Origin of the sequence: Streptomyces sp. NBC_00076 (assembly GCF_045041235.1) — a bacterium.
GTDB lineage: Bacteria > Actinomycetota > Actinomycetes > Streptomycetales > Streptomycetaceae > Streptomyces.
The window spans coordinates 9,632,083-9,646,389 of the sequence record NZ_CP108242.1; the positions used below are offsets into that span (position 1 = coordinate 9,632,083).

14 protein-coding genes are annotated in these 14,307 nt (G+C 71.0%); 11 read left to right on the top strand and 3 right to left on the bottom strand.

Features of this window, described 5'->3' with window-relative positions; all coding sequences use genetic code 11:
- Positions 1-52: 52 nt before the first annotated feature.
- Both OHA64_RS43150 and OHA64_RS43155 read right to left on the bottom strand, forming a co-directional pair.
- A complete protein-coding gene (locus OHA64_RS43150; RefSeq protein WP_405622655.1) occupies positions 53-700 on the bottom strand; it encodes a response regulator in 648 nt (215 codons plus the stop codon).
- Positions 697-2,040, bottom strand: coding sequence for a sensor histidine kinase (locus OHA64_RS43155; protein ID WP_405622656.1), 1,344 nt, complete (start codon positions 2,038-2,040; stop codon positions 697-699). The genes OHA64_RS43150 and OHA64_RS43155 overlap by 4 nt, the downstream gene beginning before the upstream one ends.
- Positions 2,041-2,214: 174 nt before the next feature.
- Between OHA64_RS43155 and OHA64_RS43160 the strand changes: the two genes are divergently transcribed.
- The 9 genes from OHA64_RS43160 (at position 2,215) to OHA64_RS43200 (ending at position 10,297) form a co-directional block, all read left to right on the top strand.
- Positions 2,215-2,997 (top strand): class I SAM-dependent methyltransferase, encoded by a 783-nt coding sequence (locus OHA64_RS43160; RefSeq protein WP_405622657.1) that lies wholly within the window; start codon positions 2,215-2,217, stop codon positions 2,995-2,997.
- A 186-nt stretch (positions 2,998-3,183) separates the two neighbouring features.
- A complete protein-coding gene (locus OHA64_RS43165; RefSeq protein ID WP_405622658.1) occupies positions 3,184-4,299 on the top strand; it encodes a Gfo/Idh/MocA family protein in 1,116 nt (371 codons plus the stop codon).
- On the top strand, positions 4,296-5,222 hold the full coding sequence (locus OHA64_RS43170; protein ID WP_405622659.1) for a PmoA family protein: 927 nt from the start codon (positions 4,296-4,298) through the stop codon (positions 5,220-5,222). Before OHA64_RS43165 ends, OHA64_RS43170 begins: the two co-directional genes overlap by 4 nt.
- Positions 5,216-5,986: a cupin gene (locus OHA64_RS43175; RefSeq protein WP_405622660.1), complete on the top strand. Its 771-nt coding sequence runs from the start codon at positions 5,216-5,218 to the stop codon at positions 5,984-5,986. The genes OHA64_RS43170 and OHA64_RS43175 overlap by 7 nt, the downstream gene beginning before the upstream one ends.
- Positions 5,987-6,057: 71 nt before the next feature.
- Positions 6,058-7,341 carry an ABC transporter substrate-binding protein gene (locus OHA64_RS43180; protein ID WP_405622661.1) on the top strand — a complete coding sequence of 428 codons (1,284 nt, stop codon included), beginning with the start codon at positions 6,058-6,060 and terminating at the stop codon, positions 7,339-7,341.
- Positions 7,338-8,282: a carbohydrate ABC transporter permease gene (locus tag OHA64_RS43185; protein WP_405622662.1), complete on the top strand. Its 945-nt coding sequence runs from the start codon at positions 7,338-7,340 to the stop codon at positions 8,280-8,282. Before OHA64_RS43180 ends, OHA64_RS43185 begins: the two co-directional genes overlap by 4 nt.
- Complete coding sequence (locus tag OHA64_RS43190; RefSeq protein ID WP_405622663.1) at positions 8,279-9,145, top strand: carbohydrate ABC transporter permease; 867 nt, start codon at positions 8,279-8,281, stop codon at positions 9,143-9,145. Before OHA64_RS43185 ends, OHA64_RS43190 begins: the two co-directional genes overlap by 4 nt.
- Positions 9,142-9,741, top strand: coding sequence for a hypothetical protein (locus OHA64_RS43195; protein WP_405622664.1), 600 nt, complete (start codon positions 9,142-9,144; stop codon positions 9,739-9,741). The genes OHA64_RS43190 and OHA64_RS43195 overlap by 4 nt, the downstream gene beginning before the upstream one ends.
- 103 nt (positions 9,742-9,844) lie before the next feature.
- A complete protein-coding gene (locus OHA64_RS43200; protein ID WP_405622665.1) occupies positions 9,845-10,297 on the top strand; it encodes a phospholipase in 453 nt (150 codons plus the stop codon).
- Between the two features lie 88 nt (positions 10,298-10,385).
- On the opposite strand, the gene OHA64_RS43205 is transcribed toward OHA64_RS43200, so the two are convergent.
- The gene (locus OHA64_RS43205; protein ID WP_405622666.1) at positions 10,386-12,221 is read right to left on the bottom strand and encodes a glycoside hydrolase family 15 protein; all 1,836 of its coding nucleotides are present in this window, start codon (positions 12,219-12,221) and stop codon (positions 10,386-10,388) included.
- A gap of 218 nt (positions 12,222-12,439) precedes the next feature.
- On the opposite strand from OHA64_RS43205, the gene OHA64_RS43210 reads away from it, so the two are divergent.
- Together OHA64_RS43210 and OHA64_RS43215 are read left to right on the top strand one after the other, a co-directional pair.
- The gene (locus tag OHA64_RS43210) at positions 12,440-13,321 is read left to right on the top strand and encodes an SIS domain-containing protein (protein ID WP_405624358.1); all 882 of its coding nucleotides are present in this window, start codon (positions 12,440-12,442) and stop codon (positions 13,319-13,321) included.
- 75 nt (positions 13,322-13,396) lie between these two features.
- Positions 13,397-14,269, top strand: a complete 873-nt coding sequence (locus OHA64_RS43215; RefSeq protein WP_405622667.1) for a ketose-bisphosphate aldolase — start codon at positions 13,397-13,399, stop codon at positions 14,267-14,269.
- Positions 14,270-14,307: the final 38 nt, after the last annotated feature.

The following is a 14,307-nucleotide window of genomic DNA, read 5'->3' on the forward strand; positions in this document are numbered from 1 at the left end:
CGTGGGGATGGATCGCCCGCGGTGTCAACGGCTGCTTTCGCAGCGGGAGTTGTCAGGCCAGCAGCCGCTTCTCCTTGGCGACCGCCACCGCTCCGGCCCGGGTCTCCACGCCCAACTTGCCGTAGATCCGGCCGAGATGGGTCTTCACCGTCGCCTCGCTGATGAACAGGGCCCGGGCGATCTCCCGGTTGCCCAGTCCGCGGGCGAGTTGTTCGAGGATCTCCCGCTCGCGCGCGGACAGGGCCGGGCGTGGGCTGCGCAGACGGGTCAGCAGCCGGTCGGCGACGGGGGAGGAGAGCGTGGTGCGGCCGGAGGCGGCGTCGCGGATCGCCGTGAACAGTTCCTCTGGTTGTTCGGCCTTGAGCAGATAGCCGGTGGCGCCCGCCTCGATGGCGCGGGTGACGTCCGCGTCGGTGTCGAACATGGTGAGCACCAGAACCCGCGGACCTGTCGTGCCGTTGTCGGTCAGACGCCGGGTGGCCGTCACGCCGTCCATGCCGCCCTCGAGCTGAAGGTCCATCAGAACGACGTCGGGGCGCAGTCGGGCGGCCATGGCGAGCGCCTCCTCACCGGTGGCCGCCTCACCGACCACGTCGATGCTCTCGGCGCTGGACAGCAGGGCGCGCAGTCCGGCGCGAACGACGGCGTGGTCGTCGCACAGCAGCAGCCGGACGGACGGTGCGGGCACCGGCGTACTCACAGGACGGGCTCCTTGCGTGGGTCGGAGGGATACGCGGAGGCCAAGGGTGCCAGGGGGACGGCCACCGACACGACCGTGCCCTCGCCGGGAGCGGACTCCACGGTGAGCGTGCCGCCCGCCTGCCCGGCCCGGATGCGCATGGCGGGCAGCCCGTGCCCCCGCTCCCGGTCCGCCTCCGGGGCGGAGGGGATGTGCGGGGCGGAAGGGCCTTGCGGGGCGGACTCGGAACCCTGCCCGGCCACGTCGAAACCGCGGCCGTTGTCCGCGATGTCGAGGGAGACCTGGTCGTCCAGGCAGGTCAGGGTCACCGCGGCCCGAGTCGCGGCCGCATGCTCGCGTACGTTCGCGAGCGCCCCCTGGGCGATGCGCAGGAGCGCCGCCTCGACCCGTTCCGGCAGTCGGCCCGGGTCGCCGTCGAGTCGGAACTCCACAGCCAGGCCCGGGGTGCTGTCACGTTCCGCGAGCACCGCGAGCGCGCCCGGGAGCGCGTGTTCGGCGAGGTCGGCCGGTGCCAGGTCGTGCACGAACCGGCGGGCCTCCGCGAGGCTGCGGGAGGTGATCTCGGCCGCGTCGCGAAGGTGCGCGTGGGCGGTGTCCGGGTCCGTCCGCCAGACCCGCTCGGCTGCCTGGAGCAGCATCCGCTGGCTGGACAGGCCCTGCGCGACCGTGTCGTGGATCTCCGCGGCCAGCCGCTGGCGTTCCGCCAGCACGCCGGCCCGCCGCTCGGTGGCCGCGAGGTCGTGGCGGGTGCGGACCAGGTCCTCGATCAGGACGCGCTGCCGGGTTCCCTGGCGCTGCAGGTGGACGAGGACGGCGGTGGCGACCGCGGCGACGGCCGGGGGCGCCACCACCATGTTCGGGTTGAGCGCGCCGTCCGCCACCCGCACCTCGGAGACGACGACCAACGCGGTGAGCACGCCGGCGAGCGGCAGCGCCAGCCGTGGGGGCAGCGCGTGCAGACCGGCGAACAGCAACGGCATCGCGCACCAGGTGGCGCTCGGCGCGAGGACCAGCAGGGCGACCCAGACGGCGGACACCGAGCCCAGCCACACCAGATGGCGGGTCGTGGGCGCGAAGCCGGGGCGGGGTGCCGGGGCCCGCATGCGCCCGAGGACGTACAGCAGACCGAAGCCCGCGAACAGCGTCACCACCCACCCGGTGCCCGCCCCGCCCTGGTCGCGGCTCAGGAAGCGGACGAACGAGGAGCCGAGCAGCACGAGGAACGCGACATCGACGGTCGTGGCCAGCCAGCGCTCGTCCGGATCGGTCGGATCGTCCCGACCGGTTGGATCGGTCAGGTCGTCCCGGTCGGTGGGATCGCTCGGATCGGAGTGGTTCATGACTCCGTGTCTAACGCGCCCGGCGCGGCACCGCATCAACCGATCGGCTGACATGGGTGGCGTCCGAACCGCGCCCGGACCGAAGCCTGTTGACCGAGCCGGACACCCCGTTCACGCACCGAGGCTGGTGACACGGCCCGCACCACCCAGGAACTCGGAAGCAGGGGATCCCATATGTCCGGCAAGAACCTCACCGTCAACCGCGCCGCCCTCGGCCACCGCATCGGTTACGCGCTGCGTCATCCCGACCGTGTCCCCGGCCATCTGGCCCGTGCCACCCGGGACATGTGGCTGCGCCGCCGCCACACCGACCACGTCTCCTACTACCGGGCCGTGATGCGCTCCGACACCCGGACCGACCCCGACGCGGCCGTCGGCAGCCGCAACCGGGAACGGTGGCTCGCACTCGGCGCGATGCAGTTCGACTACCTGGTCGGCCACGGTCTGCGCCCCGAGCACCGCATGCTGGAGATCGGGTGCGGCAACCTGCGGGGAGGCTGGCGGTTCATCCGGCACCTGGAGGCCGGGCACTACCACGGCATCGACATCTCGCCCGACATCCTGGTCTCCGCGCAGGACACCATCGTGGAGATGGGCCTGCAACAGCGACTCCCCACCCTTACCCCGGTACGCGACCTGACGCTGCGCTTCCTGCCCGACGCCCACTTCGACGTCGTGCACGCGCACAGCGTCTTCTCGCACTCGCCGCTCCCGGTGATCGAGGAGTGCCTGGCCCACGTCGGCCGGGTGCTCGCGCCGGGCGGCTGGTTCGACTTCACCTTCGACCGCACGGAGGGCGAGGAACACCACGTCCTGCGTGAGGACTTCTACTACCGAACGGAGACGCTCCTCGCCCTGGCCGAACGGCACGGCCTGCGGGCCCGTTTCATGGACGACTGGGAGGACCTCCCGCACGGCCAGTCCAAGATCCGCGTCACCCACGCCGGCCCGGAATGACCGACGCCCGCACCTGCCGGGCCGTAGGGCTTCCGAAAGACGGCGATCCGTGCGCTCGGGGTGGTGTGGTGGTGAAAGCCGTTCCCACATCAGCGCAGGGGGTTGTCCGGACATTCCCCGGCCCCTAGGCTCCCTCGGAGCAAGCGCTTTCTGCGTCTGCCTCGCAAGCTGTCCGAGGAGTACCGCATGTCCCCGCTCCCAGCCCGTCGCCGCGTAGCCGTGGTCGGTACTGGTGCCATCGTCAGCGGCAGCCACCTGCCCGCGCTCAGAGCCCACTCGGACCGGACGGAACTGGTCGCCGCCGTCGACGTGGACCAGGACCGCCTCGACCTGTTCCGGGAACTCGCGGGCGGCGAGGTCGCCGGGTACACCTCGATGGACGCGATGCTGGAGGCCGTACGCCCCGACCTGGTCCTCATCGGCACGCCGCCGTCCCTGCACCGGGAGCAGACGGTGGCAGCGCTGAAGGCGGGCGCCTGGGTGCTGTGCGAGAAGCCGCTGACCCTGTCGCTCGCGGAGTACGACGAGATCGCCGCGGCCGAGGAGGCGTCGGGCGCGTTCGCGTCCGTGGTCTTCCAGCACCGCTACGGCTCCGGCGCCGTGCACGCCCGCGAACTGATCGCGAGCGGCGAACTGGGCGCCCCCCGGGTCGCGCACTGCCAGACCACCTGGCACCGGGACGCCGCCTACTACGCGGTGCCGTGGCGCGGAAAGTGGTCCACCGAGGGCGGCGGCCCCACGATGGGGCACGGCATCCACCAGTACGACCTGCTGCTGCACCTGCTCGGACCCTGGACGGAGATCCGGGCCATGGCCGCACGCCTGGTGCACGACACCGAGAGCGAGGACGTCTCCACGGCCCTGGTCCGGTTCGAGAACGGCGCCCTCGCCACCGTGGTCAACAGCGTGCTCTCCCCGGACGAGGTCAGCCGCATCCGTATCGACTGCGCGGACGCGACGGTCGAGCTCACGCATCTCTACGGGCACCGCAACGAGGACTGGGTCTACACCCCGGCCCCGCACGTCGCCTCCGAGCGTGCCGAGGCCTGGCGCGCTCCCGCCGCGGACGTGCCCAGCTCCCACACCGCGCAGCTCGGTGCGCTCCTCGACGCGTACGACAACGGTGTCAGGCCGCCGACCAGCGGCACCGAGGCCCGTGCCACCCTCGAGTTCGCCGCCGCCCTCTACAAGGCGGCGTTCACCGGCAACCCGGTGCGCGCGGGGGAGATCGGACCCGGCGACCCGTTCTACCCGGCCATGCACGGAGACCACCCCCACTGGGCCCCCAAGGAGCGCGCATGAGCATCCGCGTCAGCCACGTCCACGGCGAGCACATCGCGGTCGAGGCCGCGGACGGCACCGAGATCCTCCGCTACGTCTACCGCCCCGACCCCGAGGCCTTCGAGGCCCGCAAGCCCTACGCCCACCCGGTGCGCACCCTCGCCGGGCGCACGGTCACCGGGTACCGCCCGAACGACCACCGCTGGCACAAGGGCCTGCAGATGACCGCGAGCCATCTGTCCGGGCAGAACTTCTGGGGCGGCAACTGCTACGTCCACGGACAGGGCTATCTGCCGCTGCCCGAGCGGGTCGGCTCGATGCGGCACGACGGTTTCCCGGCGTTCACGGTCGACGACGACCGGCTGGCCTTCACCGAGGCGCTCACCTGGGTGGAGAACGGCGGCGCCGAGTGGGCGCGCGAGGAGCGCGGTCTGGCGGTCCACTCGGTCGACGAGGAGACCGGCGCCTGGGCGCTTGACTGGTCGATCCGGCTGACCAACCTCCGCGACGAACCGCTGGTCTTCGGCTCCCCGACCACCGCGGGCCGCGAGATGGCCGGCTACACCGGTCTGCAGTGGCGCGGACCGCGCGACTTCACCGGCGGCACGGTCTTCGCCCCGGACACCGACGCGGACGCGGACAAGGTGATGGGCTCCCAGGGCCCCTGGATCGCCTTCACCACCGAGCACGACGAGTTCGACGGGCACTCCACCCTGGTCTTCGCACACGCCCCCGAGAACCTCGACCAGAACTCCGCCGTCCACGAGTCCCACTGGTTCGTGCGCTCCGAGCCGTTCCCGACGGTCGCGTTCTCCTGGGCGTTCTTCGAGGAGTTCGAGCTGCCGCCCGGCGAGTCCTTCGCCTACCGCTACCGGGTGATCGTCGCGGACGGCGCCTGGGACGGCGACCGCGTCGGCACGTACCTGGAGGGGCTGCCGTGGTGAACGACCCCACACCCGTGAAGCCGGCCCTCCCGCACCCCCTGCCCGGCGCCGTCGGCCTGTCCCACCTGAGCGCCTACGACTGGGAGGCCGCCGACGGCGTCTGCGGCGGCAGCCCGCACCTGCATCTGGTGTGCACGGAGGCCTACGTCGTCACCGGCGGCCGGGGCGCGGTGCAGACCCTGAGCCCCGACGGCTACCGGGACATCCCCCTGGAAGCGGGCTCGGTCGCCTGGTTCACCCCGGGCACCGTGCACCGCATGGTGCAGGGCGGCGATCTGCGGATCACCGTACTGATGCAGAACAGCGGCCTGCCGGAGGCGGGGGACGCCGTCTTCACCTTTCCGCCCGAGGTGCTCGCCGACCCCGCGAAGTACGCGGCGGCGGCCACACTCCCGCCCGGCACCGGCCCGGAGACCGCCGCGGCGGCCCGGCGCCGCCGGGACCTCGCCGTCGAGGGCTACCTGGGCCTGCGGGAGTCCCTCGTCGCCGGCGACAACGGCCCCTACACCGAGTTCCAGCGCGCCGCCGCCCGGCTGGTGCGCGCCAAGGTGCCGGCCTGGCGCGAGCTGTGGCGGGCCGGTGCGCTGGCCACCGCCGAACGCACCGGCGCCCAGCTCGACGCGCTGGCGGACGACGCGCCGGCCTATCTCGGCGAGGCGACCGCCTACGAGGCCGCGCCCACCCGCCTCGGGGGCTTCGGGATGTGCGGCCGACGGGACGAGTACGCACTGCCGGGGACCACGCTGCCGTACCAGGGCGAGTAGCAAGGAGGGCAGCAAGGGGGCTCAGGGGGGCCGTAGGAGAAGGTCCGAGGAAGGAAAGAGGTGACCTCGGCATGCCCGGACACAGGACAAAGGGGTTCTGCGCATCGGCCGCCGCACTCGCGCTCTGCGCGGTGCTGGCCGGATGTGGAGGCTCCGGGGAGTCGGTCGGCGGCGGCAAGGTCGCGCTGCGGTACACGTGGTGGGGCAACCCCGACCGCGCGGAACGCACCGAGCAGGCCATCGCCCTGTTCGAGAAACGCCATCCCAACGTGCAGGTGCAGACGTCGTTCTCGGGGTACGACGCCTACAAGCAGAAGCTCGCCGTCCAGGCCACGGGGGGTGACGCGCCCGACGTGATGCAGCTCGACTACCGCCAGATCGACCAGTACGCGTCCGGCGGCGTCCTGCTCGACCTGGCCAAACAGAAGGCCGTCCTGCACACCTCCGAGATCGACCCGGGCCTTCTCGCCACGGGGCTGGTGGACGGGACGCAGTACGCGATCCCGCAGGGCCGCGGCACCGAGACCCTCGTCTACGACGTCAAGACCTGGAAGGCGTCGGGGGTCCCGCTCCCGCGCCAGGGCTGGACGTGGAGCGACTGGGCGGCGGCCGTACGCGAGTTGGCGAAGAAGACCGGCAAACCCGGCGCCACCGACCCGGGCCAGAGCGAGGACGCCTTCGAGGTCTGGCTGCGCGGCCGGGGCAAGGCCCTCTACACGAAGGACGGCTCACTTGGCTTCACCGCCGACGACCTGACCGAGTGGTGGACCTTCGCCGACAAGCTCCGCCGCGAGGGCGCGGTCTCCCCGGCCGAGCAGACCACGCAGCTCGACGGATCCGTCGAGAACACCCCGCTCGGCCGCGGCAAGGCCGTCAGCGACTTCAACTGGGACGCCCCTGCCAGCGGTTACCTCGCCCTCATCCCGGACGGGGTCGCCCTGGCCCCGATGCCGGCCGGCGAGAACGGCACCCCCGGCCAGTACTTCAAGCCGTCGATGTTCCTCGGCGTCTCCGCGAACACCGGCCACGCGAAGGAGTCGGCGCAGCTCGTCGACTTCCTCCTCAACGACCAGGACGCCGCCAAGATTCTCGGCGCCGCCCGTGGCATCCCCGTCAACGAGACCATCCGCGAGAAGACCGCGCCCCAGCTTAAGGACTTCGACAAGACCGTCGCCGACTTCCAGTCGTCCCTCGAAGGCACCCTCAAGGATCCGCCGCAGGCCCCGCCCTCAGGCGACAACGCCCTGCAGAGCACCTTCCAGCGCGACTACGACCAGGTGTCGTACGAGCGCATGTCACCCCGCGAGGCGGCCGAGAACTACGTCACCGAGGCGAAGGCGGAGCTGAGGTCATGACCACCACCGACATACCCGCGCCCACCGCACGACCGAAGCGGCCCGCCACCGCCCCGAAGCGCCGGCCCAAACGCGAACGCGAGGGCGCCGCCTGGGTGTTCCTGTCCCCGTGGGTCCTCGGCGCGATCGTCCTCACACTGCTGCCGATGGCCGTGTCGCTGTACCTGTCGTTCACCGACTACAACCTCTTCGACCCCCCGCGATGGGTGGGCCTGCGCAACTACACGCAGATGTTCACCGAGGACCCGCGCTACTGGCGGTCGGTCATCACGACCCTGACGTACGTCGTCATCGCCGTGCCCCTCCAACTCGCGCTCGCCCTGGCCGTCGCGCTCGCCCTGAAGCCCATGAAACGCGGCAAGGGCTTCTACCGGTCAGCGTTCTACGCCCCCTCGCTGCTCGGCGCCTCCATGTCCATCGCCCTGGTCTGGCGGGCCGTCTTCAACGACGGCGGCACCGTGGACAACCTCCTCGGTACCGGCGGCTGGGTGAACAAGCCGGGCTGGGCGCTGCTGTCCGTCGCGCTGCTGACGGTGTGGCAGTTCGGCGCGCCGATGGTCATCTTCCTCGCGGGCCTCCAGCAGATACCCGCCGAGTTGTACGAGGCGGCGGCCGTCGACGGGGCAGGAAAGTGGCGTCAGTTCGTGTCCGTCACCGTCCCGATGCTGTCCCCGGTGCTCTTCTTCAACCTGGTGCTGCAGACCATCCAGGCCTTCCAGGTGTTCACGCCCGCCTTCGCGGTCAGCGCCGGCAAGGGCGGCCCCGCCGACTCGACCCTCGTCTACACCATGTACCTCTACGACCGCGGCTTCGTCGCCTCCCACATGGGCTACGCCTCCGCCATGGCCTGGGTGCTGCTGCTCGTCATCGGCGCCGTCACGGCGGTCCTGTTCCGCACCTCGCGCTCCTGGGTCTTCTACGCGTCCGAGGGGGACCGATGACCGTCGTCTCAACCACCGCTGACCGCAAGCCCGTTCGCTGGGGCCGGATCGCCCTGCACCTCGGCTGCCTGGCCGCCCTACTGGTCATGCTCTACCCCCTGGCCTGGCTGCTCGCCACGTCGCTCAAGCCGGCCGACGAGGTCATCGCCAGCCTCGACCTGCTGCCCAGCCATCTGGAGTGGTCGAACTACAAGACGGCCATGGACGGCGTGAACGACGTGTCCATCTGGCGGCTGCTGTCCAACTCGCTGCTGATCGCGGGCGGTGCGGTCCTCGGCAACGTGATCAGCTGCTCGCTCGCCGCCTATGCCTTCGCCCGGCTGCGCTTCCGCTTCCGCGGCCCGCTGTTCGCCTTCATGATCGCGACGATCATGCTGCCGCATCACGCGGTGCTGATCCCGCAGTACATCATCTTCAACCAGCTCGGCCTGGTGAACACCTACTGGCCGCTGATCCTGCCGAAGTTCCTCGCCACCGAGGCGTTCTTCGTCTTCCTCATCGTGCAGTTCATGCGTGGTCTGCCGCGCGAACTGGAGGAGGCGGCCCGTATCGACGGGTGCGGCCCGTTCCGCAGCTTCTTCCAGGTCGTGCTGCCGCTCACCCGGCCCGCGTTGATCACCACGGCGATCTTCACGTTCATCTGGACCTGGAACGACTTCTTCACCCAGCTGATCTATCTCTTCGACCCGGACAAGTTCACGCTCACGCTCGCCCTCAGGTCGTTCGTGGACGCCTCCAGCCAGTCGTCGTTCGGCCCGATGTTCGCGATGTCGGTGATCGCGCTGCTGCCGATCGTGCTCTTCTTCCTGGCCTTCCAGCGGTTCCTGGTGGAGGGCATGGCCAGCTCCGGAGTCAAGGGATGAGCTCGTTGCCGACGCGTGAGCCGGGTGAGCTGTTCGGGCCCCGGATGACCCTGTTCGCCGACGTGCTGAGCGTCGGTCTGGCCACGGCGGTGGCCTGTCTACCGTTGGTGACCGCGCCGGCCGCCCTGTCGAGCGCGTGCGCGGTGCTGCGGGGCGCGGGGCAGGGACAACCCGCCACCGCGGGGCGGTACTTCGCGGTTCTGCGGCGGCGGCTGCGGGTGGGTGACCTGGCGGCGGGTGCCGTGGCTGTGGCGGGTGCGCTGCTGTGTGTCGCGGACCTGGCGCTGGCCGGGGCCGGGCTGCCGGGGGCGCCGCTGTTCGCGGTGGTGGCCGCCGCGATCGGTACCGGCGCCCTGGTGGTGGGCCTCCGGGCATGCGCCCGCCCCGAGTCGCTCACCGACTGGCCGGCCGCCGTGCGCGCGGCGGCGAGGGACGCCGTACGGGATCCGGGCGGCTGTGGTCTGGTGCTGCTCGCGGTGGCGACCGCCGCCCTGTGCGCGTGGATGATGGTCCCGCTCGCGTTCCTCACCCCGGGGCCGATGGCGTTGGCGCTCACCGCCGTTGATGTCCGATCGGCCGGTATGTCCGGGAGCTGACGGGCCATCAGAGCACTGGGGTGTGAAAGCCGTCCGGTGTGTGAATCCTCTTGTCATGTACCTGCGATCCAACGGACGGGTCGCAGACTCATGGAGGTGTGGGATGCACCGCAGACTCACCACCGGACTGGCCGCCTCGACTCTGGCCCTGATCACCGTCGTCGGCACCGCCGCAGCCGCCGACGCCGCTCCCGCCGACAAGCCCCAGGTCCTCACGAGCTGGACCCAGACCACCGCGTCGAGCTACAACTCCTGGGCCGCCGCCCGCGCGAACCAGTCCACCTGGAGCGCCTACGCGTTCGACTGGACCACGGACTACTGCTCCTCCTCGCCGGACAACCCGTTCGGCTTCCCCTTCCAGAACTCCTGCGCCCGGCACGACTTCGGCTACCGCAACTACAAGGCGGCGGGCGCCTTCAGCGCCAACAAGACCCGCCTGGACAGCGCCTTCTACGAGGATCTCAAGCGAGTGTGCGCGGCCTACAGCGGCGGGACGAAGACCGCCTGCACCAGCACGGCGTGGACGTACTACCAGGCCGTGAAAGCCTTCGGCTGAGGTGCCTGTCTGGTCGGGGGCGCCCCCGACCAGACGGCTCGGTCCACCGCCCGGAACGAGCGCGGCCGCGGCGAGTTCCCCCGGCGGGTCAGCCGAGCGCGCGATCCAGGTTGAAGGCCGCGCTGATCAGGGCGAGATGGGTGAACGCCTGTGGGAAGTTGCCCTGTTGCTCGCCGGTGTGGCTGATCTCCTCGGCGTACAGCCCGAGATGGTTGGCGTAGGTGAGCATCTTCTCGAAGGCCAGCCGCGCCTCGTCGATCCGCCCGGCGTGCACCATGGCCTCGACGTACCAGAACGAACAGATGGAGAACGTGCCCTCGTCTCCTCGCAGCCCGTCGGGGCTCGCCTGTGGGTCGTATCGGTAGACCAGCGAGTCGGACACGAGTTCCTGGGTGAGGGCGTCCAGCGTGGACAGCCACTTGGGATCGGTGGGCGCGATGAACTTCGTCAGCGGCATCATCAGCACCGCCGCGTCGAGCACGTCGCCGTCCTCGTGCTGCACGAACGCCTGCCGGACCTCGGACCAGCCCTTGCTGTGGATGCGCCGGTAGATCGCGTCCCGGCACGTCTGCCAGCGGAGCAGATCGGCGGGCAGGCCGCGCCGGTTGGCCATGCGGATCCCGCGCTCGATCGCCACCCAGCACATCAGCCGCGAGTACAGGAAGTTCTTGCGGCCGCCGCGGGTCTCCCAGATGCCCTCGTCCGGCTGGTCCCAGTTCTCGCAGACCCAGTCCACCAGCGCGCTCACGTCGTCCCACTGACCGCTGGAGATCGGCTTGGCCCACTTGTCGTAGAGGTAGATCGAGTCGATCAGCGCGCCGTAGATGTCCAGTTGGAGCTGCTCGGCGGCGGCGTTGCCGACCCGCACCGGGGCGGAGGACAGATGCCCCTCCAGATGGTCGAGTTCACGCTCCGTCAGATCCGTACGGCCGTCGATGCCGTACATGATCTGGAGTGGGCCCGAGGGTTTGCCGTCACCCGGACTGATGTGGCGGGTCACGAAGTTCATGAACGCCTCGGCCTCGCCGGTGAAGCCCAGCCGCAGCAGCGCGTACACACAGAACGCGGCGTCCCGCACCCACACGTACCGGTAGTCCCAGTTGCGCTCCCCGCCGATCTGCTCCGGCAGACTCGTCGTCGGCGCCGCCACGATCGCGCCCGTCGGCGCGTACGTCAGCAACTTCAGGGTGAGGGCCGAGCGGTGCACCATCTCCCGCCAGCGGCCACGGTACTTGGAGGCGGACAGCCACGTGCGCCAGTACGCCACCGTGGTGGTGAACTGTTCCTCGGCCTCCGTCCGCGCGCACCGGCGCGGCGTCACCTCGCCGCCCACCTGGTCCAGCGCGAACACCGCCGACTCCCCCTGCGACAGCTTGAAGTCGGCGCGCGCGTCCAGACCGTCGACCTCCAGCGCCACGGTCGCGGTCAGTCCGAGGGAGAGCTTCGCGGACTCGAACACCGCGACGTCGCCGGCCATCCGCACGGTGTGCGGCTCGGCGCCGTAGTCAAAGCGTGGTGCCACCCGGGTACGGAACGGGATGGACCCGCGTACGCACAGCACCCGCCGGATCAGCCGGTGGCGTTCGGTCTCCACCGAGCTGCCGTCGACCGGCATGAAGTCCTGTACCTCGCCGACGCCGTCCTCGGTGAAGAACCGGGTGATCAGCACGTTGGTGTCGGGGAAGTAGAACTGCTTCGTCGTGGCCGGCACGGTCGCCGCCAGCTCGAAGCGGCCGCCCTTGTCAGCGTCCAGGATCGACGCGAAGACGCTCGGGGCGTCGAAGGAGGGGCAGCAGTACCAGTCGATCGTCCCGTCGGTGCCCACCAGGGCCACACTGCGCAGATCGCCGATCAGACCGTGCTCGGCGATCGGCAGATACCGTCCGCCCCCGGACGCGTGCTGTGCGGTCGCTTGTCCATCCATCGCAGCCTCCATGCCCGGCACGCCCCTCGGCCTCAGAATCAGCTTAGGCGGCCGGGAACAGCGCCGGGCCGGAACATCGCTGGACCGCGACCCCCGTGTTCCCGACTCTCCGGCGCCCCTGACGCACCCCATCCGTCGAATGCTTGATTATGCTTGAAACATCGCTATATCTTGCAAGAAAAAACAAAGTGGAGATCGAAACGGTGGAGAGGTACGGCATGACCCAGGTCGAGGACGAGTTGACGAGCCAGCCCGAGTGCTGGACACGGGCCGCGGAGGAGGCACCTGAGTACGGCGAAGCGCTCCCGGCGCCCGGAGAGCGGGTCGCGCTCGTCGGGTGCGGCACCTCGTACTTCATGGCGCAGTCCGCCGCCGCGCTGCGCGAGGCATCCGGGCAGGGCGAGACGGACGCCTTCGCCGCGTCCGAGTTCCCGCACGGCCGCTCCTACGACCGGGTGGTCGCCCTCACCCGCTCCGGCACCACCACCGAAGTACTCGAACTGCTGGGGGAGCTGAAGGGGCGCTCGCGAACGACCGCGATCACCGCGGACCCGCACACCCCCGTCATGACGGCCGCCGACGACCTCGTCGTCCTCGACTTCGCCGACGAACGCTCCGTCGTCCAGACCCGGTTCGCCACCACCGCCCTGACCCTGCTCCGCGCCCACCTCGGCCTGCACACCGACGCCGTCGTCACCGACGCCCGCACCGCACTCACGACCCCGCTTCCCGAAGGGCTCGTCGACCGCACGCAGTTCACCTTCCTGGGGCGCGGCTGGACCGTGGGTCTCGCGAACGAGGCGGGACTGAAGATGCGCGAGGCCTGCCTTGCCTGGACCGAGGCCTACCCGGCGATGGAGTACCGGCACGGCCCCATCAGCGTCACCACCCACGGCACCGCCACCTGGATGCTCGGCGAGGCGCCGCACGGGCTGGCCGAACAGGTCCGGGCGACCGGCGGATCATGGGTGGCGGGCGGCCTGGACCCGCTCGCCGAACTGGTCCGCGTGCAACGTCTCGCCGTGGCCGTAGCAGCGGCCCGCGGCCTGGACCCCGACCGGCCACGCCACCTCAGCCGTTCGGTGATCCTCGCCCACTGAGGTTTCCGGAAGTCCGCTGAGGCTCCGGACCCCCGACGCCCCCCGAAGCCACGGAACAGAACGGAAGGACCAGCCGTGCCCCTCGCGACCACCGGCGAGCTCGTCACCCGCGCCGCCGCGGCCCGCTCCGCCGTCGCCGCCTTCAACATCATCACGCTCGAACACGTCGAGGCGGTCATCGCCGGCGCCGAGTCGGTACGCAGCCCGGTCGTCCTCCAGGTCAGCGAGAACGCGGTCAAGTTCCGTTACGGACGCGTGCTTCCGCTCGCCCGAGCCGCCGTCGCCGCGGCCGAACGCGCCGCCGTGCCCGTCGCGTTGCACCTCGACCACGTACAGAGCGACGACCTGCTGCGCCAGGCCCCCGGCGCCGGATTCAGCTCCGTCATGTACGACGCCTCCCGGCTGCCCTACGCCGAGAACCTCGCCGCGACCAGGGCAGCCGCCGACTGGGCGCACACTCAAGGGCTCTGGATCGAGGCCGAGTTGGGGCGGGTGGGCGGCAAGGCCGGGCCGGACGGCACGGCGAACCCCGCCGAGGCCCCGCTGGACGCCCACGCACCCGGCGCCCGCACCGACCCCGCCGAGGCCCGAGCCTTCGTCGCGGACTCCGGCGTGGACGCGCTCGCCGTCGCCGTCGGCAGCTCGCACGCCATGACCACCCGCACCGCCGCCCTCGACCACACCCTCCTCGAGCGGCTGGCCGGCACACTGGACGTGCCCCTCGTACTGCACGGCTCGTCCGGGCTGCCGGACGGCGAACTCGCCGCGGCCGTCGCGGGCGGCATCGCCAAGGTGAACGTCGGCACCGCCCTCAACATCGCCATGACCGGAGCGATCCGGACCTTCCTCGCCGCCCACCCCGAGGCGGTGGACTCACGCTCCTACCTCACCGTGGGACGGGAGGCGATGGTGCGGACGGTCGCGGAGATCATCCGGGCACTCGGCTGACGTCCGGCTCCGCACCACCGTCGCGCTGCCGCTCGGCC